The organism is Streptomyces sp. 8L, assembly GCF_020176795.1.
Taxonomy (GTDB): Bacteria; Actinomycetota; Actinomycetes; order Streptomycetales; family Streptomycetaceae; genus Streptomyces.
Genome location: NZ_JAIUKE010000003.1, coordinates 53990 through 79442 on the forward strand (window position 1 = coordinate 53990; position 25453 = coordinate 79442).

At 71.6% G+C, this 25453-nt stretch carries 26 protein-coding genes and 1 riboswitch; of the genes, 14 read left to right on the forward strand and 12 right to left on the reverse strand.

The features are described from left to right. Positions 1-28 precede the first annotated feature (28 nt). The 9 genes from treS (at position 29) to LCE31_RS00340 (ending at position 10245) form a co-directional block, all read left to right on the forward strand. On the forward strand, positions 29-1798 hold the full coding sequence (gene treS / locus LCE31_RS00300) for a maltose alpha-D-glucosyltransferase (protein WP_225011784.1): 1770 nt from the start codon (positions 29-31) through the stop codon (positions 1796-1798). A 65-nt stretch (positions 1799-1863) separates the two neighbouring features. Then, on the forward strand, positions 1864-3315 hold the full coding sequence (locus LCE31_RS00305; RefSeq protein WP_225011733.1) for a maltokinase N-terminal cap-like domain-containing protein: 1452 nt from the start codon (positions 1864-1866) through the stop codon (positions 3313-3315). A 308-nt stretch (positions 3316-3623) separates the two neighbouring features. After that, positions 3624-4808 carry an IS701 family transposase gene (locus LCE31_RS00310; RefSeq protein ID WP_441349403.1) on the forward strand — a complete coding sequence of 395 codons (1185 nt, stop codon included), beginning with the start codon at positions 3624-3626 and terminating at the stop codon, positions 4806-4808. A gap of 238 nt (positions 4809-5046) precedes the next feature. Beyond that, positions 5047-6285 carry an IS701 family transposase gene (locus tag LCE31_RS00315; protein WP_225011735.1) on the forward strand — a complete coding sequence of 413 codons (1239 nt, stop codon included), beginning with the start codon at positions 5047-5049 and terminating at the stop codon, positions 6283-6285. A 201-nt stretch (positions 6286-6486) separates the two neighbouring features. Next, positions 6487-6918, forward strand: a complete 432-nt coding sequence (locus LCE31_RS00320) for a nuclear transport factor 2 family protein (RefSeq protein ID WP_225011736.1) — start codon at positions 6487-6489, stop codon at positions 6916-6918. Next, on the forward strand, positions 6915-8561 hold the full coding sequence (locus LCE31_RS00325) for a GMC family oxidoreductase (protein ID WP_225011737.1): 1647 nt from the start codon (positions 6915-6917) through the stop codon (positions 8559-8561). The genes LCE31_RS00320 and LCE31_RS00325 overlap by 4 nt, the downstream gene beginning before the upstream one ends. Further along, the gene (locus LCE31_RS00330; protein WP_225011738.1) at positions 8558-9385 is read left to right on the forward strand and encodes an ester cyclase; all 828 of its coding nucleotides are present in this window, start codon (positions 8558-8560) and stop codon (positions 9383-9385) included. The genes LCE31_RS00325 and LCE31_RS00330 overlap by 4 nt, the downstream gene beginning before the upstream one ends. A gap of 28 nt (positions 9386-9413) precedes the next feature. Next, the gene (locus LCE31_RS00335; RefSeq protein WP_225011740.1) at positions 9414-9785 is read left to right on the forward strand and encodes a nuclear transport factor 2 family protein; all 372 of its coding nucleotides are present in this window, start codon (positions 9414-9416) and stop codon (positions 9783-9785) included. Positions 9786-9795: 10 nt separating this feature from the next. After that, positions 9796-10245, forward strand: a complete 450-nt coding sequence (locus LCE31_RS00340) for a VOC family protein (RefSeq protein ID WP_225011742.1) — start codon at positions 9796-9798, stop codon at positions 10243-10245. A gap of 555 nt (positions 10246-10800) precedes the next feature. Here the strand turns inward: LCE31_RS00340 and purB are convergent. The 5 genes from purB to LCE31_RS00365 form a co-directional block, all read right to left on the reverse strand. After that, entirely contained in the window at positions 10801-12240 is a 1440-nt protein-coding gene (purB, locus tag LCE31_RS00345) for an adenylosuccinate lyase (RefSeq protein ID WP_225011743.1), read from the reverse strand. A 90-nt stretch (positions 12241-12330) separates the two neighbouring features. Continuing rightward, positions 12331-13104 carry an SGNH/GDSL hydrolase family protein gene (locus LCE31_RS00350; RefSeq protein ID WP_225011745.1) on the reverse strand — a complete coding sequence of 258 codons (774 nt, stop codon included), beginning with the start codon at positions 13102-13104 and terminating at the stop codon, positions 12331-12333. Between the two features lie 36 nt (positions 13105-13140). After that, positions 13141-14154, reverse strand: a complete 1014-nt coding sequence (locus LCE31_RS00355; RefSeq protein WP_225011747.1) for a hemolysin family protein — start codon at positions 14152-14154, stop codon at positions 13141-13143. Further along, positions 14151-15554, reverse strand: coding sequence for a hemolysin family protein (locus LCE31_RS00360; protein ID WP_225011748.1), 1404 nt, complete (start codon positions 15552-15554; stop codon positions 14151-14153). Before LCE31_RS00360 ends, LCE31_RS00355 begins: the two co-directional genes overlap by 4 nt. 269 nt (positions 15555-15823) lie before the next feature. Further along, positions 15824-16390 carry a GNAT family N-acetyltransferase gene (locus tag LCE31_RS00365; RefSeq protein ID WP_374118366.1) on the reverse strand — a complete coding sequence of 189 codons (567 nt, stop codon included), beginning with the start codon at positions 16388-16390 and terminating at the stop codon, positions 15824-15826. A gap of 79 nt (positions 16391-16469) precedes the next feature. On the opposite strand from LCE31_RS00365, the gene LCE31_RS00370 reads away from it, so the two are divergent. Both LCE31_RS00370 and LCE31_RS00375 read left to right on the forward strand, forming a co-directional pair. After that, positions 16470-16697, forward strand: coding sequence for a toxin-antitoxin system HicB family antitoxin (locus LCE31_RS00370; protein ID WP_225011750.1), 228 nt, complete (start codon positions 16470-16472; stop codon positions 16695-16697). Continuing rightward, on the forward strand, positions 16694-17065 hold the full coding sequence (locus tag LCE31_RS00375; RefSeq protein ID WP_225011751.1) for a fic family toxin-antitoxin system, toxin component: 372 nt from the start codon (positions 16694-16696) through the stop codon (positions 17063-17065). Before LCE31_RS00370 ends, LCE31_RS00375 begins: the two co-directional genes overlap by 4 nt. Positions 17066-17206: 141 nt before the next feature. Here LCE31_RS00375 and LCE31_RS00380 read toward each other — a convergent pair whose 3' ends face one another. The 4 genes from LCE31_RS00380 to bioB form a co-directional block, all read right to left on the reverse strand. Continuing rightward, positions 17207-17581, reverse strand: a complete 375-nt coding sequence (locus LCE31_RS00380) for a VOC family protein (RefSeq protein ID WP_225011786.1) — start codon at positions 17579-17581, stop codon at positions 17207-17209. A 67-nt stretch (positions 17582-17648) separates the two neighbouring features. Further along, positions 17649-18380: a dethiobiotin synthase gene (bioD, locus tag LCE31_RS00385; RefSeq protein WP_225011752.1), complete on the reverse strand. Its 732-nt coding sequence runs from the start codon at positions 18378-18380 to the stop codon at positions 17649-17651. Between the two features lies 1 nt (position 18381). Next, positions 18382-19677, reverse strand: a complete 1296-nt coding sequence (locus tag LCE31_RS00390) for an adenosylmethionine--8-amino-7-oxononanoate transaminase (RefSeq protein ID WP_225011787.1) — start codon at positions 19675-19677, stop codon at positions 18382-18384. Between the two features lie 130 nt (positions 19678-19807). Then, entirely contained in the window at positions 19808-21040 is a 1233-nt protein-coding gene (gene bioB, locus LCE31_RS00395) for a biotin synthase BioB (protein ID WP_225011754.1), read from the reverse strand. Positions 21041-21184: 144 nt separating this feature from the next. Here bioB and LCE31_RS00400 point away from each other — a divergent pair, with 144 nt between their 5' ends. Both LCE31_RS00400 and LCE31_RS00405 read left to right on the forward strand, forming a co-directional pair. Continuing rightward, on the forward strand, positions 21185-22345 hold the full coding sequence (locus LCE31_RS00400; RefSeq protein ID WP_225011756.1) for an 8-amino-7-oxononanoate synthase: 1161 nt from the start codon (positions 21185-21187) through the stop codon (positions 22343-22345). Between the two features lie 216 nt (positions 22346-22561). Continuing rightward, on the forward strand, positions 22562-22987 hold the full coding sequence (locus LCE31_RS00405) for an ATP-binding protein (RefSeq protein ID WP_225011757.1): 426 nt from the start codon (positions 22562-22564) through the stop codon (positions 22985-22987). A gap of 43 nt (positions 22988-23030) precedes the next feature. Here LCE31_RS00405 and LCE31_RS00410 read toward each other — a convergent pair whose 3' ends face one another. The 3 genes from LCE31_RS00410 to LCE31_RS00420 all read right to left on the reverse strand — a co-directional run bounded on the left by LCE31_RS00410 (position 23031) and on the right by LCE31_RS00420 (position 24975). Continuing rightward, entirely contained in the window at positions 23031-23507 is a 477-nt protein-coding gene (locus LCE31_RS00410; RefSeq protein WP_225011758.1) for a C40 family peptidase, read from the reverse strand. A 3-nt stretch (positions 23508-23510) separates the two neighbouring features. Continuing rightward, positions 23511-23678, reverse strand: a riboswitch (cyclic di-AMP (ydaO/yuaA leader). A 339-nt stretch (positions 23679-24017) separates the two neighbouring features. Next, the gene (locus LCE31_RS00415; RefSeq protein WP_225011759.1) at positions 24018-24326 is read right to left on the reverse strand and encodes a hypothetical protein; all 309 of its coding nucleotides are present in this window, start codon (positions 24324-24326) and stop codon (positions 24018-24020) included. 7 nt (positions 24327-24333) lie between these two features. Further along, on the reverse strand, positions 24334-24975 hold the full coding sequence (locus LCE31_RS00420) for an ATP-dependent Clp protease proteolytic subunit (RefSeq protein ID WP_225011760.1): 642 nt from the start codon (positions 24973-24975) through the stop codon (positions 24334-24336). Positions 24976-25037: 62 nt separating this feature from the next. Here LCE31_RS00420 and LCE31_RS00425 point away from each other — a divergent pair, with 62 nt between their 5' ends. Next, the gene (locus LCE31_RS00425) at positions 25038-25325 is read left to right on the forward strand and encodes a type II toxin-antitoxin system Phd/YefM family antitoxin (RefSeq protein ID WP_225011761.1); all 288 of its coding nucleotides are present in this window, start codon (positions 25038-25040) and stop codon (positions 25323-25325) included. Positions 25326-25453: the final 128 nt, after the last annotated feature.

The window sequence follows — 25453 nt, forward strand, 5'->3', positions numbered from 1 at the left end:
CGCCGACGAATACGGCAGCGCGCGGGCCATGCCCGTCGAACCGGACTGGTTCAAGCGGGCGGTCTTCTACGAGGTGCTCGTACGCTCCTTCTACGACAGCGACGGTGACGGCACAGGCGACATGCGGGGCCTGACCGAGAAGCTGGACTATCTCAAGTGGCTGAGCGTGGACTGCCTCTGGCTGCCGCCGTTCTACGCGTCACCCCTGCGCGACGGCGGCTACGACATCAGCGACTTCCGCAGAGTGCGCCCCGAGCACGGCACCATCGAGGACTTCATCGAGCTGCTTGACGCCGCGCACGCCCGCGGCCTGCGGATCATCACCGACCTGGTCATGAACCACACCTCGGACCAGCACCCGTGGTTCCAGGAGTCCCGGCGCCACCCCGAGGGGCCCTACGGCGACTTCTACGTCTGGGCCGACGACGACCGCGGCTACCCCGACGCCCGGGTCATCTTCGTCGACACCGAGAGCTCCAACTGGACCTTCGACCCGGTGCGCGGGCAGTACTTCTTCCACCGCTTCTTCCACCACCAGCCCGACCTCAACTACGAGAACCCCAGAGTCCAGGACGCGATGCTGGACGTACTGCGCTTCTGGCTCGACCTGGGGATCGACGGCTTCAGGATGGACGCGGTGCCCTACCTCTTCGCGGAGGAGGGCACCAACGGGGAGAACCTTCCGCGCACCCACGCCTTCCTGAAGATGGTGCGCAGGGTCGTGGACGACGAATACCCCGGCCGGGTGCTGCTCGCGGAGGCCAACCAGTGGCCCAAGGACGCGGTGGAGTACTTCGGCGACCCGGCCGTCGGCGGTGACGAGGCCCACATGGCCTTCCACTTCCCGCTGATGCCCCGCATCTTCATGGCGCTGCGCATGGCGGACAGCCGGCCGGTCACCGAGATCCTCGCCCAGACCCCCGCCATCCCCTCGGGCAGCCAGTGGGGCATCTTCCTGCGCAACCACGACGAGCTGACGCTGGAGATGGTCACCGAGGTCGAGCGCGCCTACATCTACTCGCAGTACGCCAGGGAGCCGCGGATGCGAGCCAACATAGGCATCCGCCGCCGCCTGGCACCGCTGCTGGACAACGACCGCGACCAGATCGAACTGCTCACCGCGCTGCTGCTGTCGCTGCCCGGCTCGCCGGTCCTCTACTACGGGGACGAGATCGGCATGGGCGACAACATCTGGCTCAGCGACCGCGACGGCGTCCGTACGCCCATGCAGTGGACGCCCGACCGCAACGCCGGATTCTCCACCGCGGACCCGGGGCGGCTGATCCTGCCGATCGTCTCCGGCCTCACCTACGGCTACGCGTCGGTCAACGTGGAGGCCCAACTCGCCGCCCCGGCCTCGCTGCTGCACTGGACGCGCACCATGCTCACCGTGCGGCGCAAGCACCCCGCCTTCGGCCTGGGCACCTTCGAACCGCTGGAGACGGGCAACAGCAGCGTGCTGGCGTACGCGCGACGGCTGAAGAGGGCGGACGGGCCCGACGACCTCATGGTGTGCGTCAACAACCTCTCCGGGCACCCGCAGCCGGTGGCGCTCGACCTCAGCGAGGTGGCGGGCGCGGTGCCCACCGAGATAACCGGCGCCGTGGAGTTCCACCCCATCACCGAGGCGCCCTACCAACTGGCCCTCGGCGGCCACGGGTTCCTCTGGCTGAGCGTGCGGGTGCCCGGCGAAGGGCGTGCGCCCGTGCTTGGCGCCGAGTCCGATTCCGGGGCCGAGGCCGAGTCCGAGTCCGGGGCCGAGTCCGGTGGGGCGGCCCGTGTCCGGGGCGCCGGCTGATCCGCCGCGGACCGCCCCTGTCCGGTACCGCAGTCGTCACGAACGGATTCCCGACCATGATGTCCATGCCCGACCTGGCCACCGCCCTCACCGCCTGGTTGCCGAGCCAGCCGTGGTTCCCCTCCGCGGGGTGCTCGCCCGTCCGCACCGAGGTGCTGCACATCCATCCCTTCGCTCCTCTCGGTGACGCCCCGGCTGAGGACGTGCGCGGGGTCGTCGCCGTGGTGCGCGTCCACCACGCCGGCGCAAGGGGAGCCGGCGTCTACCAGGTGCCGCTGGGCGTGCGCTCGTCCCTGCCCCCCGGCCTGCGCCCGCCGGTGGTCGCGGAGCGTCTCGGCGTAGTGCTGTACGACGCGCTCGGCGACCCGGAACTGGTGGACCCCCTGGTGCGGCGGATCTCCGCCGGCCGGAGCATGCCGGGCCTTTGTCCGGAACAAGGGCTGCCGGGAGCGGAACTGCCCGCCCGGCGGTTGCGCTCCCGGCCGCTGGGCGTCGAGCAGAGCAACACCTCGGTGCTCGTCGAGGACCGCTACCTGCTGAAGGTCTTCCGTCGGCTGGAGCCGGGCACCAACCCGGATCTGGAGGTCCAGCTGCTGCTGCGGGCCGCGGGCTCGCGCAGCGTGCCGCGTCTGCTCGGCGCGCTGACCGGGCGGCTCGGCCGGTCCCGCGCCACCTTCGCCGTCCTCCAGGAGTACGTCGCCGACGCGGAGGAGGGCTGGCAGAGCGCGCTGACGGATCTGCGGGGGACCGGTGACAGGGCGCGGGAGGACCCTCCCGCACCGGGCGGCGGCTTCGCCGCATCGGTTCTCGAACTGGGCAGGGCGGTCGCGCGGGTTCACGGGGAACTCGCCCGTGCGGGGGGCACCGTGGCGGTGACCGAGTCCGGTACGGCGCGGCTGGCTGCCGGGATGGAGGCCCGGTTCGAGGCGTCCCTGACAGAGGCCCCGCTCCTGGCTCCCCACGCAGGAGCGGTACGGGCGGCGTACGCCGCGGTGCCCGGGGTGCCCGTGCGCGGCCTCTGGCCCGACCAGCGGGTCCACGGCGACCTGCACCTCGGTCAGGTCCTGCGGACCGGGGACCGCTGGCGGATCGTGGACTTCGAGGGCGAACCGAATGCACCGCTGAACGAGCGGCGCGCCCGCCAGTCAGTGCTGAAGGATGTCGCGGGCATGCTGCGGTCCTTCGACTACGCCGCACACCACGGCGGGGCCGCGCCCGCCGACGAAGCGGTGCCCGCCGACCGCCCTGTCGCCGGCGGCCCTCCGGCCTCCGACAGCACATGGGGAGGGGCCCGGGACGCCTGGGCCGCCCGCCATCAGGACGCCTTCTGCGCGGGGTACGCGGCCGTCGCCGGCCGGGACCCCCGCGAATTCGACGTCCTTCTCACCGCCCATCTGCTCGACAAGGCGGTGTACGAGGTGGTCTACGAAACGAGGCGGCGCCCGGAGTGGGCGGCTATTCCGCTGGCGGCCGTTGCCCGTTTGGCCGCGGATATCACCCGTTCTCGGTCCGCCTGATCGCCCGGCGGTGCCGATAGTCGATTTGTTTTATTCGCCGCGGATCGTGCCCAACCCTGCGGAATTACCACGGAGCCGGTCCCCGCGAGGTGCGTGGCAGCGAATCGGCGTAACGGTGCGTAAACCGCCCCAGGCTGCTCTTGCGCGGCGGCGTGACGCCGCCGGTTCTTTCCGAGGAAAAGGGTCGCAACTACGTTAGATGCACATTGCAGGTGGTGCGTGTCCGTAGGAAGCTGCGAGTGCCTTCGGGGTGTAGATCGCAGAGAGTTAAGAAAGGATTACTGATGCAACCTGATATACCGGAAACGATGCACAGTGATGCGGGGTCCTTATCTTTTGCGGCAGATGCATTCAGCACGATGCCGCGTTCCGATCAGCGCCGCTGGGCAAAGCTGTACCTCCGCGGGCTGCTGCTCGCCGACGGCAGGAAGTCGGTGCGCCGGATAGCCGACAGCATGCCGGTCGACCGGGCGAACCAGTCGCTCCAGCAGTTCATCAACCAGAGCCCGTGGGACTGGGAACCGGTGCGGGCGCGGATAGCGGGGCGGGTCGAGGACGTGATCGCGCCCGACGCCTGGGTGGTCAACCGGGTGATCATCCCCAAGCGGGGCGACCGCTCCGTCGGCGTGCAGAGGCGTTTCGTCCCCGAGCTCGGCCGCACCGTCAACAGCCAGCTGGTCCTCGGTGTCTCGCTCGCCTCGGAGCGGGCGAACGTGCCGGTGGACTGGCGTATCGCGCTGGTCGGCGGCTGGTCCACCGATCGCGACCTGCGCCGGGCCGCGTACATCCCCGACACGGTGACCGCGAAACCGGAGTGGGCGGAGATCTCGGAGATGCTGGAGGAGATGCGCTCGCGCTGGCAGCTGTCACCCGTGCCCGTCCTCGGAGACCTCCGGCACCTTCCGGACGCGGTTCGGCTGATGTGCGAACTCGGCCGGCGAGGTGTGGAGTACGTCTTCCAGGTGGATGCCGCCTTCCCGGTCGTCGCCAACACACCGATGGCCCCGCCCACCGCCCAGCGCCCGCTCCGCCGGGCCTGCGGCAGACCGGAGGCCGTCACCGTGCGCAGCCGCTTCGAGGCCATCACCACATGCCCCGCCGTGCCGCAGGCGCGCCTTCCGGCCGGCCCACCCGGCCGTAGCGGCGCCACCCCGCGCGGCCGGCTGCTGTCGTCACTCGCTAGTCTTTTGCCCTTCCGCGGCGCGGCGGACGGTACGTCCTGCCCTGTGCGGATCGTCGCCGAGGTGAACCAGCGTGACGAGTTCACCAGGTTCTGGGTGACCAACGCGATCGGCCGGAACCTCGACGAGGTGATGGCGCCGGCCCACCGGGCCGTGCAGAGCCACCAGGCCATGACGGAACTCCAGGGCAGATTCGGCCTCTTGGACTTCGAGGGACGCTCGTACCGCGGCCTCCACCACCATCTGACCATGGTGTCCGCCGCGTTCGCCTACAACGTCGTCGGCGACGCGATGACGGCGGTACGGGCCTGAGGGCCGGCCCGGCCGTCCCGGCGGGCTCCCGACATCCGGCCCGGCGTCCCACCGCGCCGGTGAATTGCCCGAATGCATCCAGCATACGGTCGAATCTCCGCATTGTGAGAGGCCGCAGTGGACGCCGCCCGCTGATCCACCGTGGATCGGGGAACAGCCCCAGCCCGTACGACCGGCATTCCGCCAGGCCAGGCACCGCGCACCGCCGGCGGTAGAGCGACCCTTCCCGAGGAGGGCCATGACCACACCATTCGCCGACGTCTCCGATCTGTTGCCGCACCGTGAGCGGCACGCTTTCCAAGAATTCAGCAGAAGCCTCTTCTACTCGTTGCCCCGCGCCGATCAGCGCAAATGGGCCGAGGTGTATCTCGCGGGGCTGCTGACCCTCCAGGGCCGCAAGAGCATACGCCGGATGGCGGAGCAGTATCCGGGGTGGAACGTCGCCCGTGCCGCCCAGTCGTTGCAGCAATTCGTCAATCAGAGTCCGTGGGACTGGTCGCACATCACCAAGGCCCTGGCGGACTGGGTGACTTCCGTCAGCAGGCCGGAGGCCTGGGTGGTGGACACTGCCATCATCCCCAAGCGCGGAGTCCACTCGGTGGGCGTCTCCCGAAGGCACGTCGCCGGTCAGAACCGTCCGGTCAACGGCCAGTTCGCGGTGGGTGGTTTCATCGCCACACCTTCTGACGCGCTCCCCGTCGAGTGGCGGCTGGTCCTGGAGCAGGACTGGACGAGCGACCACCGCCGCAAGGCCCGCGCCCGCATACCGCCCGGCTCCACGGCGCGTCCGCTGTGGCGCCACGTCCTGGACGCGTGTGAGGCCGCGAGCAGGCTCGGGGCCCCGCACACCCTCCCGGTCGTCACCGACCTGCGCTGTGAAGCCGGCGTGGACCGGCTGATCGGCACCCTGTGCGAACGCGGGCACCTGTTCGTGATCGGAGCCATGGCGCCGCGCCGGGCCGCGCGCCCCGGCGCGGCCGGCCTGCCCTACCGGCTCCCCGACCCTTTCGAGGCCACGGACGGGCGCCTGGCGGTCCCCGCGCGGATTCTGGCGCGGGAGGAAGCGGACTACGGCGCGCGGACCCATCGGCGAACCCGGCTGGTGGCTCATCAGGTGAGGCTGGCAGGAGCCGGAGGCGGCTTCGTGGGCATGGTCTACCGGCCGTTGGACGAGGGGGCCGCCGGCGACGGGCTCTTCCGTTACTGGGTCACCAACAGCATGCACATGGGCCCACACGATGTCATGGACCTGGTCGGGCATCTCCAGCGGGCCAAGAGTTCCGTCCGGTTGCTGGCCGAAGAGTTCGGCATGTGCGACTTCGAGGGTCGCTCCTTCCCCGGCTGGCACCACCACATGACGCTGGTGTCCGCGGCCGGAGTCTACCGCCGTACCGGCGCGCCGTTCGCCGCGCGCCGGGCGGCGGAAAACCGCACGCCGCCCGAGGTGCCCCCGGGGAAAACCTGGCCGGCCGCCTGAGATCCGTCCGGATGTGACTTTCCGCAATTCCCGTAAGTAGTGACGGCGGAAGGGAATCCTTTGACAGTCGCTCGTCGCGGATTCTACGTTTCTTGTACGGCCGGTAATTCACGAGTCCAGTGGAATCCGGCACGACATATCCAGCACGCGGCATTTCTCGGAAGGCCGTCCATCAGTCTTGCCAAGAGATAGGGGAAATCCATGGAAGTGGACCAGTCCATCACGAGGTTCGTCTATGAGTGGTTCGACGACCTGAGCGCCCACGAGCCCGTGGACCGGATGCTGCCGCGATTGCGCGACGACGGTCTGGAGATGGTCTTCCCGGAGCGCACCCTGCGTGGCTACGACGACTTCCTCGACTGGTACGAGGGGGTCGGCAAGGCCTTCGCCGACCAGACGCACACCGTCGAGGAAGTGCGCTGCGAGCAGCGCGGCGACCTGATCGAACTGGCGATCACCGTGGTGTGGACCGCCACCGACACCGCCGACCGCACCCGCAGCAGCTTCCGCGCCCACCAGACCTGGCGGCTGCGCAGGGACGACGACGGCGGCCTGCGCATCGTGACCTACCGGGTCGACGACCTCAGCCCGCTGTCCACCACCGGTGCCGAAGACGCCCGGGGGCGGCGGTGAGGACCGGCGGACGCAGCACCGACTACGTGGTGGTGGGCGCCGGCTCCGCCGGGGCGGTGATCGCGGGCCGGCTCAGCGCCGACTCCTCCCGTACCGTCCTGCTGCTGGAGGCCGGTGACCGGGACGTACGGCCGGAACTGCACCGCACCGACGCCGCTTCCGTGATCGGCCTGCTGACCTCCGACTGGAGTCCGCAGATCGACTGGGGGTACGCCACCGAGGCCGAACCCGGACTCGACGGCCGCACCGTGCCGGTCGCCCGCGGCAAAGTGCTCGGCGGCAGCAGCTCGGTCAATGCCCTGATGTGGGTACGCGGCCACCGGGACGACTACGACCGCTGGAGCAGGGAGGGCAACCCCGGCTGGTCCTTCGAGGACGTCCTGCCCTACTTCCGGCGCGCCGAGAACTACGCCCAGGCCCCGGCCGGTTCGGCACTGCGCGGTACCGCGGGACCGGTGCGCGTCCGTGATCTCGACCATCCGAGTCCGGTGGCACGCAGTTTCGTCGCCGCCACCCGCGAACTCGGCTTCGGCGCGGGCGCCGGCCCGGACGGCTTCGACTACAACGGGACCCATCAGGAGGGCGGCGGCTTCTTCTACCAGACGACCCGCACACCGGACAACGAGCGCAGCAGCACCGCCTCGGCCTACCTGGCGCCGGCGCTCGACCGCCCCAACCTCCACATCGAGTTACGGGCGCAGGCCACCCGGCTGCTGTTCACCGGGCAGCGGGTGAGCGGTGTCGAGTACGTTCAGGACGGCGTTGTGCACACCGTCGGTGTGGACCACGAGGTGATCGTCAGCGCGGGGGCGTTCGAGAGCCCCAAGCTGCTGATGCTCTCCGGTGTCGGCCCGGCCGCCGAACTGCGCGAGCACGGCCTGCCGGTCGTGCGGGACCTGCCGGGCGTCGGCGAGAACCTCCAGGACCATCCCTTCGTCCCGCTGTGCCACCAGGCGCTCCAGGAGCACCCGGCCGGCGCGCTGCTCTCCGAAGCGGGCATGTTCACCCGCACCGCGGTGGGAGCGGCGGCGGCCAGGTCCGCCGGCCTGTCCGGTCCAGGGCAACTTCCCTCTCCGGACCTGCAGTTCACGTTCGGACCCATCAAGTTCCTGCCGCCGGCCGCCCCGGCCGAGCTGTGGGACGGGCCGGGCTTCACCTTCGCGCCGATCCTGCTGCACCCGGCCAGCCGCGGCAAGGTCCTCCTGCGCAGCGCCGACGCGTCGGACACCGCGGTCGTACGCGCCAACTACCTGCAACGGCAGGCCGACGTCGACGTGCTGACCGAGGGACTGACACTCGCCCGCGAGCTGGCCGCCACCACGGCCTTCGACGGGACACGCGGCGCGGAACTCGCCCCGGGCAAGGCGGTCACCGGCCGCAAGGAGCTGCGTGACTTCATCCGCGCCAACACCTCCACCCTCTGGCATCCGGTGGGCACCTGCCGGATGGGCGACGATCCGATGGCCGTCGTCGACGCGGAGCTGCGGGTGCGCGGACTCGAAGGACTGCGGATCGCCGACGCGTCGGTCATGCCGCACATCGTGTCGGGAAACACCAACGCGGCCTGCGTGATGATCGGCGAGAAGGCGGCCGACCTGATCGCGCACACCCCATCGCAACGGACAACAGGACGGACATCATGACCGCTGACCGAACGACCGCAGCCGCCCAAACGACCGGCGCCGCGCTCTACCGCCGCTTCCTCACGGCCTTCAACAGCGCCGACTTCGCCGAGGTCGCCGAGGTGATCAGCCCGGACTTCGTGGACCACCACCCGGGCTTCGACATCAACGGCGTCGACTCCTACCTCGACGCCCTGAACAACGCCCACGCCACCCTGGAGATCCGCGGCGAGCTGGAGGAGGTCCTGGAGGCCGGCGACCGGGTCGTGACCCGGGTCCACCTGACGGGCACCCACGTCGGCACGGTACTGGGCGTCCCGGCCACCGGCCGCGACGTGATGTGGGAGACCACCGAGATATGGCGGGTGCAGGACGGTCGTCTCGCCGAACGCTGGGCGGTCGACGACCTGCTGGGTCTGCGCGAGCAGATCTCCGTCCAGGAGGACAACGTCGCCCTCGTGCAGCGGGTCAGCGACGTGGTCAACGAGCGCCGCTACGACGCGATGGACGAGTTGTTCTCCGACGATTTCGTGGACCACAACCCGGCCTGGAGTGTGGACAGCCTGGAGGAACTGAAGGGAATCATCAAGGCCGTCCACGGCACCCTCGACTTCACCGCCCACCTCGACGGCCTCTACGCGGCGGGCGACGACAAGGTCGTCATGCAGATCACCTTTACCGGCCGGCACGTGGGTCTGATGTTCGGTGTGGAAGCGACCGGCAGGCCTGTGACATGGACCAGCATCGAGGTCTACCGGATAGCGGGCCACAAGGTCGTGGAGCGGTGGGTGCAGGCGGACACGACCGGCCTGATGGCGCAGCTCGGCGTCGCACTGCCCCAGTGATCGGAACCCAACCAGGAAGTGGGACATCATGAACACCGCAGAAGTGATCGACCGCTACTACGCGTTGGCGAACGCGGGGGAGTGGGACGCCTGGTCCGACCTGTTCGCCGTGGACCAGACCATGGACGAGCAGCTCGCCGGCCATGTCGAGGGCCGCGAGACGCTCAGGGAGATGATGCGGGGCTTCCCGCGGACCTGGGCGTTCTTCGCCAACATGCCCGTGCACATCGTGATCGACGGCGACCGTGCCGCCGTCCTGTCGCACATCTCGGGGCGTACGGCCGGCGGGGAGTCCGTGGAGGCCGACGTCTGCAACTACTTCGAGATCACCGACGGCCTGATCAGCTACATGCAGAACGTGCACGACAGCGTCCCGTTCGCTCCCATCCTCGGCAAGTGAGGCGGCGCAGATGACCAAGAGCAAGGCAATCGAGGCACGCTGGTCGCACGTCGGCCTCAACTGCACCGACCAGGACGCGACCGAGGAGTTCTACACCCGCTGGTTCGGCTTCCGCCGGGCCCGTACGGTCGAGGCGGACGGTGTACGGGTGATCTTCCTGCGCAGCGGAAACGTCTATCTGGAGCTGTTCCAGACCGATGCCTCCCCGCTGTTCACGGCGGAGAACGACGGTCCCGACCATCCCGGCACCGCCCGCCACCTCGCCTTCCAGGTGGACGACGTCGACGCCTTCCTGGCGGCGGCCGACGGGGCCCTGCCGGTGTCGCTCGGTCCGCTGACCTTCGACGCCTTCATCCCCGGCTGGAAGACCGTCTGGGTGACCGACCCCGACGGCCTGGTCATAGAGGTCAGCCAGGGCTACACCGACCAGTCGGAGGAGGAGCTGGCCCGCTACGCGTAGCCGGCCCGCCGCGTGAGCGAGGGCGCGGGAGCGCCTCGGGCCACCACGGAGGTCTGCCGGATCGTCGCGATCGACGAGCGAACGGGCCGGAAGCGACATGAGGGGCGAAAGCCCGTCGGGGGATGAAGGAAGGCTCTGCCACCGCTTGGAGCTGTGGCAGAGCCTTCCGGTACGTCGCGATACCTGAACGCAGGCGATCACAGCATGTTGCCGACCGGTCCTGGGAGAAGGCCGCCGAGACCGTGGAGCGTCCGTAGCCGTCGCGGCCGCCAGGGAAGGCGAGCTGGTTCCTCGCCCTCCGAAGAAGATCGAGTACGAGATCCGCTGCGCCACAGCCGACACGCGGAAGGGATGGCGCGACCTCGTCGCGACGATCCGCAACCCCCTGACAGAGACCTGCGTCTCTGGCCACCCGGTCGAAGCCTCAGAACACCACCCGGAGGCCGGGCGCCGCCACGTCGGGGACGAGGCGGCGCGGGGCCTCCAGTCCGGCGGGGGCGATGCGAGGCGCGCCGGAGAATGGTGTGGAGCGGGGCATCCGGGTCATCCCCGGGTTCAGAGGATCGAGCCCGGCGTGTAGCCGGCGGCGTCCGGGTGCCGCTTCACGATCTCCTCGATCCGTGCGACGACCGTGGCGATCTGGTCCTCGGCCGCGCCGGTGAAGGACAGCTTGTCCGCCATCAGTGCGTCCAGCCGAGCCCTGTCCAGCGGCATGCGGTCGTCGGCCGCGAGCCGGTCCAGCAGCTCGTTGCGCTCGGCGCCCTGCTCGCGCATCGCCAGCGCCGACGCCACCGCGTGCTCCTTGATGACCTCATGCGCGGCCTCCCGGCCGACCCCGGCGCGCACGGCGGCCATCAGGACCTTCGTCGTCGCGAGGAAGGGCAGGTAGCGGTCGAGTTCACGCGCCACCACGGCGGGGAACGCACCGAACTCGTCCAGCACGGTGAGGAACGTCTCCAGCAGTCCGTCGAAGGCGAAGAACGCGTCCGGCAGTGCCACCCGGCGCACGACCGAGCAGGACACGTCGCCCTCGTTCCACTGGTCGCCGGCCAGCTCGCCCGTCATCGACGCGTAACCGCGCAGGATGACCATCAGCCCGTTCACGCGCTCGCAGGAGCGGGTGTTCATCTTGTGCGGCATCGCGGACGAGCCGACCTGTCCCGGCTTGAAGCCCTCGGTGACCAGCTCGTGCCCGGCCATCAGGCGGATCGTCTTCGCCAGCGAGGAGGGCGCGGCGGCCAGCTGGACGAGCGTCGACACCACGTCGTAGTCGAGGGAGCGCGGGTAGACCTGCCCGACGGAGGTGAACTCCCGGCCGAAGCCGAGGTGTCCCGCGATCCTGCGCTCCAGGTCCGCCAGCTTCGCCGCGTCGCCGCCCAGCAGGTCGAGCATGTCCTGGGACGTACCGACGGGACCCTTCACGCCGCGCAGCGGGTAGCGCTCCAGCAGGTTCTCCAGCCGCCCGTGGGCCACCAGCAGCTCGTCGGCGGCCGTCGCGAACCGCTTGCCGAGCGTGATGGCCTGCGCCGCCACATTGTGCGACCGGCCCGCCATCACCAGCGCGGCGTGCTCGGCAGCCAGCTTGCCGAGGCGCGCGAGCACCGCGACGGTACGGTCCCGCATCAGTTCCAGCGAGACCCGGATCTGCAGCTGCTCGACGTTCTCCGTCAGGTCGCGGGAGGTCATGCCCTTGTGGATCTGCTCGTGCCCCGCGAGCGCGTTGAACTCCTCGATCCGCGCCTTCACGTCATGCCGCGTGACCTTCTCGCGTTCGGCGATCGACGCCAGGTCCACCTCGTCGAGCACCCGCTCGTAGTCGGCCACCGCCGACGCCGGCACCTCGATGCCGAGGTCCTGCTGCGCCCGGAGCACGGCGAGCCACAGCTGCCTCTCCAGCTTCACCTTGTGCTCGGGGGACCAGACGACGGCGAGCTGCGTGGAGGCGTAGCGGCCGGCAAGGACATTGGGGATGCGTGGCTTCGCGGAGACTGTCACATTGACGATTTTACTGTCACGTGCGTTCGGCCCCCGCCCGCCCTCGCGCCGGGTCCCGGGCCTCCGCGCCCGCCCGCGTCGAGGGGGACGTCAGGACGGTTCGTAGGGCAGCAGCTCGGGGCGCTTGGGCGGCAGGCCGTCGCCCGAGGAGCGGCCGGTGGCGCGCCGGACGATCCACGGCCACAGGTGCTCCTTCGCGAACCGCAGGTCACTGCCGCGCCGGAGCAGCCAGCGGGGCGGTACGTGCGGAGGCAGGGCGGCCCGCCAGTCGTGCTCGGCCGCGTTGCCGAGCGCCTCCCACACGGCCTCGGCGATCCGCCGATGGCCCTCGGCGGTGGGATGGAGCCGGTCCACACCCCAGAGCCGCTGGTCGGCGAGGACCGGGGTGCCGTACAGGTCCACGACCAGCGCGCCGTGCCGCGCGGCCAGGACGTCGATGTGCGCGAACAGCTCCTCCATCCGGGGCCGTACGCGCGTCATCACCGGACCGTTGCGGCCGGGGCTGCGCATCAGCACCAGCCGCTTGCAGGCCGGGCTGAGACGTTCGACCGCCTCGTCCAGCAGACCCCGTACGCGCCCCATGTCGACCTTGGGACGCAGGACGTCGTTGAGCCCGCCGACCAGCGTGATCAGGTCGGGCGTCATCGCCGCGGCCAGGTCCACCTGCTCGTCGACGATCTGGCCGATCAGCTTGCCGCGCACCGCGAGGTTCGCGTACCGGAACCCGGAGGTCCGGGCGGCGAGGCGCGCTGCCAGCAGATCGGCCCAGCCGCGGTAGGAGCCATCGGGCAGCAGGTCGGACATGCCCTCCGTGAAGGAGTCGCCGACCGCCACAAAGCTCGTGTATTCGTCCATCGTCTCCATGACGCGGATGATCCTACCGCGCGGTAGGAACCGGCCTCAGGCGTGCCGCCCGACCAGTTCCCGCAACACGTCCTCCATGGTCACAAGGCCCTCCAGCTTGCCGTCCGCGTCCAGCACCGCCGCCAGGTGGGTGCGGCTGCGGCGCATCGCCGTGAGCACGTCGTCCATCGGGGTGGAGTCCCGTACGCGCGCGATCGGCCGCATCTCGGAGACCGCGAACGCCCGGTCCCGGTCCACCGCGTCCAGCGCGTCCTTCACATGCAGGTAGCCGAGAATCCGCCGGTTCGAATCGACCACCGGGAAGCGGGAGAAGCCGGACGCGGCGGCCAGCCGCTCCAGGTCGGCCGCGCTCACCGCCAGATGCGCGGAGACCACGTCCTCCAGGGGCATCACCACGTCGCGCACCGGCCGCCTGCCGAGCTCGAGGGCGTCGTGCAGCCGCTCGGACGCGCGGTCGTCCAGCAGTCCCGCATGGCTGGTCTCGGTGACCAGGCGGCCCAGCTCGTCGTCCGAGAACGCGGCCGCGACCTCGTTCTTGGTGTCCACCCTGAGCAGGCGCAGCAGCCCGTTCGCGACGGCGTTGACCGTGAAGATGACCGGTTTCAGGGCGCGGGCCAGCCCCACCAGCGGCGGCCCGAGCAGCAGCGCGGCCCGCGCGGGTTCCGTCAGGGCGACGTTCTTGGGCACCATCTCGCCGAGCAGCATGTGCAGATAGGTCGCGACCACGAGCGCGATCACGAACGAGATGGTGTGCCCGGCGCCGCTCGGGAGCCCCATCGCGTGGAAGGCGGGCTCCAGGATGTGGGCGATCGCGGGTTCCGCGACGATGCCGAGCACCAGCGTGCACAGGGTGATGCCGAGCTGTGCGGCGGCGAGCAGCGCCGAGACGTGTTCGAGCCCCCAGATCACGCTGCGGGCCCGTTTGTCGCCCTCTTCGGCGAGCGGCTCGATCTGGCTGCGGCGCACGGAGACCAGCGAGAACTCGGCTCCGACGAAGAAGGCGTTCACGACGAGGGTCAGCAGCGCGATGATCAATTGGACGGCGGTCATGTCCCGGCCCCCTCTCCCGTGCCCGTATCCGAACCGGGCCCCGCCCGGCCACCGCCAGGCTTGTCAGCCTCGTCTCCCTGGTCCGCCGCGGACCCCAGCGGCGCCCGCAGGGTCACCCGGGCCGCCCTCCTGCCGCGTGCGTCCGACACCTCGACGCGCCAGCCGTCCTCCGTGCCGACCGTGTCGCCCTCGGCGGGGATACGGTCGAGGGCGGCGGCGACGAATCCGGCGAGGGTCTCGTAGGGCCCCTCCGGCACCCGCAGCCCGATCGGTTCCAGCTGGTCGGCCCGCACGGCCCCGTCGACCGACCACAGCGCGCGGCCCGCCGCGTCCTCGCCGATCCGCGCCAGGTCCGGCGTCTCGTGCGGGTCGTGCTCGTCGCGGACCTCGCCGACGACCTCCTCGACGATGTCCTCCAGCGTCACCACCCCCGCGGTGCCGCCGTACTCGTCGATCACGACGGCCATGGTGCGGCGTCCTGTGAGACGGTCGAGCAGCCGGTCGACGGTCAGCGTCTCCGGTACGAGCAGGGGTTCGCGCATGAGCGAGGTGACCGAGCGGTGGGGCCGCTCCCGCGCGGGCACCGCGAGTACGTCCTTGATGTGGGCCGTGCCGACCACCGCGTCCAGGCCGCCCCGGTGCACGGGGAAGCGGGACAGCCCGGTCGCCCGGGTGGCGTTCGCGACGTCCTCGGCGGTGGCCTGCACATCGAGGGCCACCACCTGGACGCGCGGCGTCATCACGTTCTCCGCCGTCAGCTCCGCCAGGCTGAGGGTCCTGACGAAGAGTTCGGCGGTGTCGGGCTCCAGCGCCCCCTCCTTCACGGAGTGCCGGGCGAGCGCCACCAGCTCCTGCGGGGAGCGCGCCGAGGCCAGCTCCTCGGTGGGTTCTAGGCCGAGACGGCGCACGGAGCGGTTGGCCATGCTGTTGAGGTGGCCGATGAACGGCCTGAAGACGGTCGTGAAGTACGACTGCGGTGTCGCGACGACCTTCGCCACGGCCACGGGCGAGGAGATCGCCCAGTTCTTCGGCACGAGTTCGCCGACCACCATGAGGAAGACGGTGGACAGCGCCGTGCCCACCACCAGGGCGACCGACGAGGACGTCGAGCGCGACAGCCCTGTCGCCTCAAGGGGACCGCGGATGAGCCGGGAGACGGACGGTTCCGCGAGCATGCCGACGACCAGGTTGGTCACGGTGATGCCCAGCTGGGAGCCGGAGAGCTGGAACGTCAGGCTGCGCACGGCCCGCAGCGCGCCGGCCGCGCCGCGCTCGCCGCGCTCCACGGCCTGCTCCAGATCGCTGCGCTCCACGGTGGTGAGGGAGAACTCCGCGGCGACGAAGGCGCCGCAGAGCAGCGAGAGCAGCACCGCCACGGCGAGCAGGAGGACCTCGGTCATCGGTTCACCTCCGTCCCATGATCGGACAGAGGGGCGCGGAGCGCTCGGTGTCGCCCGCGTCGTGTGCGCGGGGGACGCTGGCTGATGCGGGGAGGGTCGCCCATGGGCGGACGCTCACACCTTCCGGTGATCGGGGCCGGGTGGCCCGGGGGCAGTACCTGCGTCGTCCGTACGAGCCGATCCGGCCGGGGGCGCCGGTCCGGTCCGGTCGTACGGACGTAGGACGGATACCCACCCATGGTAAAGGAACAGCAAAGTCGCGGTTGCCGTCAGCCGGTCAGCGGCTTGACCCACCGGGTCCACTGCGACTGCGGCGCGTAACCCGACGCCCGCCAGGCAGGGTGGGCCAGGTCGTTGCGGTCCAGCACCATCGCGTCCGCGCGGCGCCCGCCCAGCGCCGTGAACCGCTCCTCCGCCGCCGCGAGCAGCGCACCCGCCACGCCGCGCCGCCGGTGGTCCGGGTGCACGGCCAGCCGGTAGAGGTGACAGCGCCAGCCGTCGAACCCCGCGATCACGGAGCCGACCAGCCGGGCGCGCGCCGCCTCCGTGCTGTCCGTGCCCCTGCCCGGTGCGGCCTGGACGCCGTCACCGGCCCCGTGCGTACCGTGCGCCTCATCCGTCCGGCCGTCGTCCGTGTGCCTGTGCTTGTGCTGGTGTTCCGCGAGCAGTAGCGCCCCCGGATCACGGCTGAGCAGCCGCGCCACCCCGGCCGCGTCGTCGCTGATGCTGGTCCCCTCGGCGGCGGTCCTCCAGAAGTCCAGTACGGCGTCGAGGTCCGCCGGTTCCGCCGGCCGTATGCGCAGTCCGGCCACTCGAAGATCATTCATGCCGGACATCCCATCATCGGGCTCCCCGGACGGGCGACCCGGTTTCGCGGGCTTGCCGGCGCTAGCGTGTTCGCGCTAGCTTTGTGGTGTGGCCAAGACCCAGTTGAACGTCAGGGTGGACGAATCCACCGCAGAGGCCGCCAGGCGGCAGGCCTCGCAGCGCGGTGTCAGCGTGAACCGCTACATAGAGGAACTGGTCCAGCGGGACACGGGCGAGGCGGGCAGGGCGTTCGTCGAGTCCGCCGCCGACTTCATGAAGCAGTACGAATCCCTCTTCGCCGAGGAGTTCGGCGCCGAACGCGAAGGCAGGCGTTGACCCTCAAGATCGAGCTTCCGTGGCTGCTGATGGTCGCGGAACACCACACGCCCGGCGATCCGCGGGTGACGGACTACGGAGCGCTGGTGGCCGCCGTCGGCCGGCACGACGCGGAGATCTTCGGCGTCCCCGTCTACAGCGATCCGTGCTCCCGTGCCGCCTCGCTGCTCCAACTCCTCCTGCACGTGCCCGCGCTGGAGAGGTCCAACGCGATGTTCGCGTCGGCCGTCGCGTACGGCTACCTCGTCGCGGACGGCCAGAAGGTGGTGACGTCCCCCGAGGGCGTGCGTGATCTGGCCAAGCTGGTCAGGGACGGCGTGGCGGACGTGGGCGCCATCGCGGAGGAACTGCGCGGCTGGTGCCTGTGAAGCGGACGCCGCGCGTCCGCGCGGGGCCTCGGGACTAGCGGGCCTCCACGCCCGCCCAGGGCGCGGCCCCCACATCCGCCCAGAACCTCGTGACCTGTACGGACTCCACACCCGCGGTCGGAGCCTGCGACCCGCAACCGCTCACGCCCGCGTCCGTCCCCCGCGTGCCGCCCGGCCGCTGACGAAGCAGAACTCGTTGCCCTCGGGATCGCGCAGCACCTGGAACTGCCCGTAGGCGTCGGTCACCAGCTCGCCCGCGGCGCCCGCGCCGGCCGCGACCGCCTCCGCCGTCGCGGCCGGGATGTCGCCCGCCATCAGGTCCAGATGCAGGCGGTTCTTCACGGCCTTCGGTTCGGGCACCCGCTGGAAGGCGAGCCGTGGTAGGCCCGGCGGGTCCACGTACGACCAGTGCGGCTCGCGGTCCACGGCCTCCGCTTCGAGCAGCGACGCCCAGAACCGGGCGAGCGCCGCCGGGTCGGCACAGTCGAAGACGATCTCGTCGAGTCGTGCGCGTATACGCTCACCCTACGAGCGCCCGAACCGGATGTCCGTGACGCCGGGACGGTTCGCGGCCCCGGCCCCCTCACCGCGGCGGCGCGTCGGGCGCGTACCGCGCGCGGAACGCCTCCGCGTCCCAGACGCCGCCCAGCGCAGGCGCCAGCCAACCGCCCGCCGCCGAGCGGAAGTCCGCGGGGGCGAGCGCGCCCGCGCCGTGCGGCACGGCGCCGAGCAGCGGCGCGCCCGCGGCCTCCGGCAGGTCCGCCAGGTTGCACTGCTCGGCCAGGCCCGGCGCCGCGGGCCAGCTGCCGATCACCGTACCGAGCGGGCTGATCTCACGGCTGCGCAGTGCCTCGGCCGTCAGCGCCGTCGTGTTGAGCGTGCCGAGCCCGGCCCGTACGACCACCAGGACCGGCGCGCCCAGGAGCCGCGCCGCGTCGGCGACCGTTCCGCCGTCCCCGTCGAAGCGTACGAGCAGGCCGCCCGCGCCCTCGACGAGCACCAGGTCGTGCTCGGCCGCGAGCTTCTGCGCGGCCTCGGCGACATCAGCGGGGCGCACCGGTGCCATGCCGGCCCGCCGCGCCGCCGTGCCGGGCGCCAACGGTTCGGGGAAGCGGGCCAGTTCGACCGTCGTGACCCGCCCCGCGAGCCGCCCGGCCGCGGTGACGTCGCCGTCCTCGCCTGCCGCGAGCCCGGTCTGGGCCGGTTTGAGCAGGGCGACCGAGCGTCCCGCCGCGACGGCCGCCGCCGCGACCGCCGCCGTCACCACCGTCTTGCCGATCTCCGTGTCCGTACCGGAGACGACCACCACTGCCATGTCATCCCTCCCGTGCCGCGGCGGTCACCGCGCGGCAGATCGTCGCGACGTCGTCGTCGCCCGTCACATAGGGCGGCATCGTGTACACGAGGTCGCGGAACGGGCGCAGCCAGACGCCCTCCCGCACGGCGGCGGCGGTGGCCGCCGCCATGTCGACCTCGTGGTCGAGCTGCACCACCCCGATCGCACCGAGTACCCGTACGTCACGGACGCCCGGCAGCCCGCCGGCCGCGGCGAGCCCGTCGCCGAGACCGGCCTCGATGCGCTTGACCTCGCCCGCCCAGTCCTGGCCGAGCAGCAGGTCGAGCGACGCGCAGGCGATGGCGGCCGCGAGCGGGTTGGCCATGAACGTCGGTCCGTGCGCCAGGACGGGCACCTCGCCGCGTGCGATGCCGTCGGCCACGCGCTCGGTGCACAGCGTCGCCGCCATGGTCAGATAGCCGCCGGTCAGCGCCTTGCCCACGCACATCACATCGGGTGAGACGCACGCCTGGCCGGCCGCGAACAGGGTGCCCGTACGCCCGAACCCGGTGGCGATCTCGTCGAACACCAGCAGGACGTCGTTCTCGTCGCACGCCTCACGCAGCACCCGCAGGTAGGCGGGGGAGTGGAACCGCATGCCGCCCGCGCCCTGCACCACCGGCTCCACCACCACGGCCGCCGTCTCGTGGGCGTGGTGGGCGATCAACTCCCGCAGCCGGGCCGCGTAGGCCTCGTCGTACTCGCTGGGCGGGGCCTCGGCGAAGATCTGCCGGGGCAGGGCGCCCGCCCACAACTCGTGCATGCCGCCCTCGGGATCGCACACCGACATCGGCTGCCAGGTGTCGCCGTGGTAGCCGCCGCGCCAGGTCAGCAGCCGCCGTTTCGCGGGGCGGCCCAGAGAACGCCAGTACTGCAAGCACATCTTGAGCGCGACCTCGACCGACACCGACCCCGAGTCGGCGAGGAAGACATGGCGGAGCGGTTCCGGGGTGATCTCCACGAGCCGGGCGGCGAGCCGCACCGCGGGCTCGTGCGTGAGCCCGCCGAACATCACATGGCTCATCCGGCCGATCTGTCCGCGCGCGGCCTCGTTGAGGACCGGGTGGTTGTAGCCGTGGATGGCCGACCACCACGACGACATGCCGTCGATCAGTTCGTCCCGCCCGAGGACGGGCTCCGCGAGCCGCAGGCGTACCCCGGCCGCGGCTTCGACGACCAGCGGCGCCGTCCGGCCCGGCATTGGACCGTACGGATGCCACACATGGGCCCGGTCGAGCGCGAGCAGCCGTGACGTGGGCAGCGGGCCGTCGGGCAGCGGGCCGTTGGACAGGAGGCCGTCGGGCAGTCGGCCGCTGGACGGCTCGCTGTCTGACCGGCCGTCGCCCGGCGGCCTGCCGCGCGCGGGGTCCCCGCCGAACGGCCCGCCGCTCGGGGGCATGAGCGGGTCAGGCATTCGGGGCCAGGTCCGTCCCCGCGCCCCTGCGCCGCACCGCGACCAGATCCGTGCGTGCCCCGCCCGCCGGGACGGCGTCCCCGGCCGGCCGGCCCGGAGCGTGTGCGCCGCAGGGCGATCCGGCGGCCGGATCGCGGAGGGCCGCGCCCTGTCCCTCCCCGTCGCCGCAGGAGCCCGCGCACGCGTGGTCCGCCCCGCGGGCACCCTCCGCCGCGCCGTCCGTACGGTGTTCTGGCAGCGTCGTCTCGCCCGCGCCCTCCACCACGAACCCGGCGTCCGCGATCATCTCCAGGTCCTTCCTGCCCTCCTGGCCCTCACTGGTGAGGTAGTCCCCGAGGAAGATCGAGTTGACCAGGTGCAGCGCGAGCGGCTGGAGGGTGCGCAGGTGGACTTCGCGCCCGCCGGCGAGCCTGACCTCGACATCGGGGCAGACGAACCGCGCCATCGCGAGGATGCGCAGACACCGCTGCGGGGTCAGGTTCCACTCCTTCGCCAGGGGAGTGCCCTCGAACGGGATCAGGAAGTTCACCGGCACCGAGTCCGGGTCGAGGGCGCGCAGCGAGAAGACCACGTCCACCAGGTCGGCGTCGCTCTCGCCCATGCCCGCGATCAGACCGGAACAGGCCGAAAGGCCGGCGGACTGCGCGTGCCGCACCGTCTCCACCCGGTCCGCGAACGTGTGCGTGGTCGTGATGTCCCCGTACGTGCCTTCCGAGGTGTTCAGGTTGTGGTTGTACGCGTCCGCTCCCGCGGACTTGAGGCGCTCGCCCTGCCCGGCCGACAGCAGGCCGAGGCAGGCGCACACCTCCACGCCCTCGTTGCCGTCCTTGATCGCCTCGATGGTCCGCGACACCCGGTCGATGTCCCGGTCCGTCGGCCCGCGTCCGCTCGCCACCAGGCAGACCCGCTTCGCGCCGCCCGCGACGCCCGCCGCGGCGGCCCTGGACGCCTCTTCCGGGGCCAGCCAGGTGTACTTGAGGATCTCTGCGGTCGACCCGAGGCGTTGCGAGCAGTACGAGCAGTCCTCGGGGCAGAGCCCGGACTTGAGGTTGACCAGATAGTTGAGTTTCACCCGGCGCCCGAACCACTTGCGACGGACCTTCCCTGCCGCGGCCACCACGTCGAGCAGCTCGTCGTCGGACGTCGCGAGCACGGCGAGGGCCTCTTCGCGCGTCGGCAGCTCGCGCCGCAACCCCTTGTCCACCAGCGTCTTCAGAAGATCCATGGACCGATCTTCGCGTACGGCCGCGCCCGGGTGCCAGGGTGGAAGCCTCCAACACGGCGGGGTCGAAGTGTGGACATGACCACACCTGGGGCCGGTTTGGCGGCGGTTAGTGTCTGTGGACTGCCTACAAAAGGACCGGACCCCATGGCTCTCGACCCGTTCGCCTGGACCGACGACGCGGCGCGCGGGCGCCGGGCCGCGGGGCTCGTGCGCACCCTCCGCCCGCGCCCGGCGGAGCCGGACGTCCTCGATCTCGCGAGCAACGACTACCTCGGGCTCGCCCGCCACCCGGAGATCACCCGCGCCGCGGCCGACGCCGCGCTGCGGTGGGGCGCGGGCTCCACCGGTTCGCGCCTGGTGAGCGGCAGCACGCGGTTGCACGCGGAACTGGAACGTGAACTCGCCGAGCACTGCGGCTTCGAGGCCGCGCTCGTCCTGTCCTCCGGGTACGCGGCCAACCTCGCGGCGCTGACCGCGCTGACCGCACGCGGGTCGCTGCTGCTGTCCGACGCGGGCAACCACGCGTCGATCGTGGACGGTTGCCGGCTCTCGCGGGCGGAGACCGTCGTCGTGCCGCACGCCGACCCCGAGGCGGTGGGCAAGACCCTGGACGCGCGCGGCCCCGAACGCGCCCTCGTCGTCTCCGACGCGGTGTTCTCCGTCGACGGGGACGCGGCTCCGCTGCGCGCGCTCGCGGACGTCTGCCGCGCGCGTGGGGCCGCCCTGCTCGTGGACGAGGCACACGGCCTCGGCGTCCTCGGCCCCGCGGGGCGGGGCGCCCTGCACGCGGCCGGACTCGCGGGCCCCGACGGCAGGATGGCGGACGGCGTGGTCGCCACGGTGACGCTCTCCAAGTCGCTGGGCAGCCAGGGCGGTGCGGTGCTCGGCCCCACGCGGGTGATCGAGCATCTCGTCAACACCGCACGGACGTTCATCTTCGACACGGGGCTCGCGCCGGCCGCCGCGGGCGCGGCGCTCGCGGCGCTGCGGCACCTGCGCGCCCGGCCCGCGCTCGGAGGCCGGGCGCGGGAGGTCGCGCGCACGCTGCACGCCGCTCTCACGGCGGCGGGCCTCGAAGCCGTACGCCCCGACGCGGCCGTGGTGTCGGTACGGGCGCCCTCGCCCGCCGCGGCCGTGGCCTGGGCCGCCGACTGCCGCGAGGCCGGTCTCGCGGTCGGCTGCTTCCGCCCGCCGTCCGTCCCCGACGGGATCTCCCGGATTCGCCTGACCGCGCGCGCGGACCTCACCGACGACCTGATCGCCTCGGCCGTCCGTACGATCGTCGAATCCGCGCCCAAGCACTGACCCGTCGCGCACCCGGTGGAGGCCGGTCCCAAGACCGGCTGTCTGTCGAACAGTTCACCGCTTCGGGCGACAGATGCGTCCATATCCCGGCGAACGGACCGTCGCGGCGGCACGATGGAACCGACGCCCGAGCGGAGCGCTGCTCCGCCCCCGGCGCCGACCTCGTGCCCGTACGCGTGCCCGGACTCATGCCGGCGGAAAAGGGACAGCCGCGCCATGGCAGACCATCAGGAAGCATCCGTCACTCTGCCGAGCGAGCCCGCTTCGGTCCCCGTGGCCCGAAGATATGTCGCGGACCTCCTGACGGACTGGGGTCTCCCGGCCGGGGCGGACACTGCTGAAACGGTCCGCCTGGTGGTCTCGGAACTGACCACCAACGCGGTCCTGCACACCTTCGGCCGCTCGCCCACCTTCACCGTGGACATCGCGCTCGACTTCGACGAGCGGCTCAGGATCGGCGTCACGGACAGCCATCCCCGCTGGCCCAAGCGGCTTCCCGCCGCCGTGCAGCAGGACAACGGACGCGGCATGGTCATCATCCGCTGCCTGGCCGCCGAGTGCGGCGGACAGCTGTCCGTCACCCCGACGCCGGACGGCGGCAAGACGGTGTGGATCACCCTGCCGTGGGCGGCGGCGGCCTGACGGGCCGCACCCCGGCCGTCGCCCCCGCGCCCCGGACGGCCGGTCAGGCGACGCGCCCGTACCAGACCTGCTTGGTCCAGATGTGTTCGAGCCGCACCGAGGAACCGGTCTTCGGCGCGTGCCAGATCCGGCCGTGTCCGGCATAGATGCCGACGTGGTACGCGTACCCGCCGCTGTGGAAGAAGACCAGGTCGCCCTTGCGTCTGGTGGCCGCGGAGACGTGCTTGCTGGCGTTGTACTGCTGCTGCGTGGTGCGGGGCAGCGATTTGCCCGCCTTCTTGTACGAGTACACGGCGAGGCCGGAGCAGTCGAAGCTGCGGGGGCCGGTCCCGCCCCAGTGGTACGGCGCCCCCGCCTTGGAGGCGGCGATGTTCACCGCCCGGGTGGCGATCGCCGAGGCGGCGTGCGCGTCGGGCACCGTGCCGGGGACGACCAGAGAGCCGCCGACGGCTGCGAGCGTGAGGGCCGAGACGGTGCCGGCGCGTGAGAACAGAGACGGGACATGAACCTGCGCAGTCATGCGCAACCCTTCGTCAGCCGCCTGTGAAGGATGACCTGTCGGGTTCGGGCCAACGAAGGTGCCCGGCCGCCGAAGCGGCTTCACCCCGAGGAGCGGTCGCGTCGCCGCGCCGGTCCGTAACGCTCGGGTCCTCCACTCCTGCCGATCCACTCGTGTTCGCACGAAGTCCGGTACGGCGGCAGGACTCGGCGTCCGCCCGGACCGCCTCGCCAGGTGGCGAGGGCTTGCGAGCTGTCGCAGGGATACTCACCCGCCGCCGGACGATTTCCGAGTTGAAACGGCGATATGTGAACCTCGTCACATTTGCGCCATTCGTGACTCCGAGGGGCCGTCAGGACGGAGCACGGAACGCTCGCAGGGCCGCGCACCTGCGGGACTGTCCCCTGCGCGCGGCGGACGCCCGGACCTCTCGCGCAACCGGGACGGCGGCCCTGGCGCCCGGCCCGACTGGTCCGAACGGGAAAGCTCCCGCGAGGCCGGCTGCGCCGTCCGGGCGACCGCGCACGGCCCTCAGGCCCCCGGCTCCGGCGGCAGTGCCACCCGGCCGGCCCGCCGCTCGCCGTCCAGCACCCGCAGCGCCCTGGCCAGCGTGCTCGTATGCAGTTCCGACTCGCCCCGCGCGTGCATGCGGGCGAGCGCGTCCCGCAGCTCAAGGGCGCGGGCGGGCAGTGCCTGCGCGGCGCGCAGCGCGCCGTACGTGTCGGTGCCGCGGCCCGGATTGATCCGGGCGATCAGGTCGACGACGGCGAGGTAGCCGTCCACGACGTCGCACTCGGCCCGTGTCAGCGCGGGCAGCGGCGGCAGTTCGGGCGGGAGCACCGGGGGCTCACCGTCCAGCGCGCGCGGTGCCCGGCCCGGCACCGCGGCGGTCCACGACATGGTCCACGAGCCCGAAGTCCCGCGCGGCGTCCGCGTCCAGCACGGTGTCGCGCTCCAGGGCCTCCGCGATCGACGCGGCGTCCCGGCCCGTGTGCAGGGCCAGTGCCTGCGTCAGGAACGTCCGCTGCCGCACCAGTTCCTCGGCGTGGATCATCAGGTCCGACGGCTGTCCCTGGATCGGCTCGGTCACCGACGGCTGCTGGAGCACGATCCGTGCGCCCGGGAGCGCCATCCGCTTGCCGGGAGCGCCCGCCGCCAGCAGGACGGCCGCCACCGAGGCGACCTGGCCGAGGCAGGTCGTCGCCACGTCGCAGGAGATCACGCGCATCGCGTCGTAGATCGAGGTCATGGCCGTGACGGAGCCGCCGGGGGAGTTGATGTACAGCGAGATGTCCTGATCGGGCCCCGCGTACTCCAGATGCAGGAGCTGCGCGATCACATCGTTGGCCGAGGTCTCGTCGACAGGAGTGCCGAGGAAGACGATCCGGCCCTCCAGCAGCTTCGAGTACGGGTCGAGGGTGCGTGTCCCGTAACTCGTGCGCTCGGTGAACTCCGGCAGGACGTACCGGGCCGACGGTGGTTGCTGCATGGACTGCCCCTCCGTAAAGAACGTACAGAATGCACAGGACGTACAGAACTATGATGGGGACTATGGCCCACGAGATTCCGGTGACGCAAGCCCGTGCCGAGTTCGCCGAACTGATCAACCGCGTCGTCTACGGCAACGAGCGCGTGGTCGTCACCCGGCACGGAAAGCCCCTGGTCGCCCTGGTTTCCGCGGCTGACCTGGAGTTCCTCGAAAACACCGAGGAGGCGGAGCAGGAGCAGGCCGTCCGCTCCGTCTCCACCGTCCACGACGTGCCGTCCGCTCCCGGCGAACGGCCGCGGTTCGGCATCGCCGCCCATTACACGGGCGAGCACCGCGGCACCCGCGAATGACAGAGCCCGGGGGGGGGGGGGGGCGGGCGCCCCCGGGGGGGGGGGGGGGGGGGGGGGGGGGGGGGGGGGGGGCCGGGGGGGGGGGCCGGGGGCGGGGCGCGGCGGGGCGGCGGGGGGCGGGCGGGGGG

Excerpts from the sequence above, each read along its gene's own strand:
- LCE31_RS00350 (WP_225011745.1), bottom strand. The coding sequence starts at position 13,104 with ATGGAGACGATGGACGAATACACGAGCTTTGTGGCGGTCGGCGACTCC.
- LCE31_RS00335 (WP_225011740.1), top strand. The coding sequence starts at position 9,414 with ATGAACACCGCAGAAGTGATCGACCGCTACTACGCGTTGGCGAACGCG.
- LCE31_RS00365 (WP_374118366.1), bottom strand. The coding sequence starts at position 16,390 with ATGTCCGGCATGAATGATCTTCGAGTGGCCGGACTGCGCATACGGCCG.
- LCE31_RS00355 (WP_225011747.1), bottom strand. The coding sequence starts at position 14,154 with ATGACCGCCGTCCAATTGATCATCGCGCTGCTGACCCTCGTCGTGAAC.
- LCE31_RS00305 (WP_225011733.1), top strand. The coding sequence starts at position 1,864 with ATGCCCGACCTGGCCACCGCCCTCACCGCCTGGTTGCCGAGCCAGCCG.
- LCE31_RS00340 (WP_225011742.1), top strand. The coding sequence starts at position 9,796 with ATGACCAAGAGCAAGGCAATCGAGGCACGCTGGTCGCACGTCGGCCTC.
- treS (WP_225011784.1), top strand. The coding sequence starts at position 29 with ATGCCCGTCGAACCGGACTGGTTCAAGCGGGCGGTCTTCTACGAGGTG.
- LCE31_RS00400 (WP_225011756.1), top strand. The coding sequence starts at position 21,185 with ATGGCTCTCGACCCGTTCGCCTGGACCGACGACGCGGCGCGCGGGCGC.
- LCE31_RS00320 (WP_225011736.1), top strand. The coding sequence starts at position 6,487 with ATGGAAGTGGACCAGTCCATCACGAGGTTCGTCTATGAGTGGTTCGAC.
- LCE31_RS00405 (WP_225011757.1), top strand. The coding sequence starts at position 22,562 with ATGGCAGACCATCAGGAAGCATCCGTCACTCTGCCGAGCGAGCCCGCT.
- LCE31_RS00310 (WP_441349403.1), top strand. The coding sequence starts at position 3,624 with ATGCACAGTGATGCGGGGTCCTTATCTTTTGCGGCAGATGCATTCAGC.
- LCE31_RS00330 (WP_225011738.1), top strand. The coding sequence starts at position 8,558 with ATGACCGCTGACCGAACGACCGCAGCCGCCCAAACGACCGGCGCCGCG.
- LCE31_RS00360 (WP_225011748.1), bottom strand. The coding sequence starts at position 15,554 with ATGACCGAGGTCCTCCTGCTCGCCGTGGCGGTGCTGCTCTCGCTGCTC.
- LCE31_RS00425 (WP_225011761.1), top strand. The coding sequence starts at position 25,038 with ATGGCCCACGAGATTCCGGTGACGCAAGCCCGTGCCGAGTTCGCCGAA.
- bioD (WP_225011752.1), bottom strand. The coding sequence starts at position 18,380 with ATGGCAGTGGTGGTCGTCTCCGGTACGGACACGGAGATCGGCAAGACG.
- LCE31_RS00420 (WP_225011760.1), bottom strand. The coding sequence starts at position 24,975 with ATGCAGCAACCACCGTCGGCCCGGTACGTCCTGCCGGAGTTCACCGAG.
- LCE31_RS00410 (WP_225011758.1), bottom strand. The coding sequence starts at position 23,507 with ATGACTGCGCAGGTTCATGTCCCGTCTCTGTTCTCACGCGCCGGCACC.
- bioB (WP_225011754.1), bottom strand. The coding sequence starts at position 21,040 with ATGGATCTTCTGAAGACGCTGGTGGACAAGGGGTTGCGGCGCGAGCTG.
- LCE31_RS00315 (WP_225011735.1), top strand. The coding sequence starts at position 5,047 with ATGACCACACCATTCGCCGACGTCTCCGATCTGTTGCCGCACCGTGAG.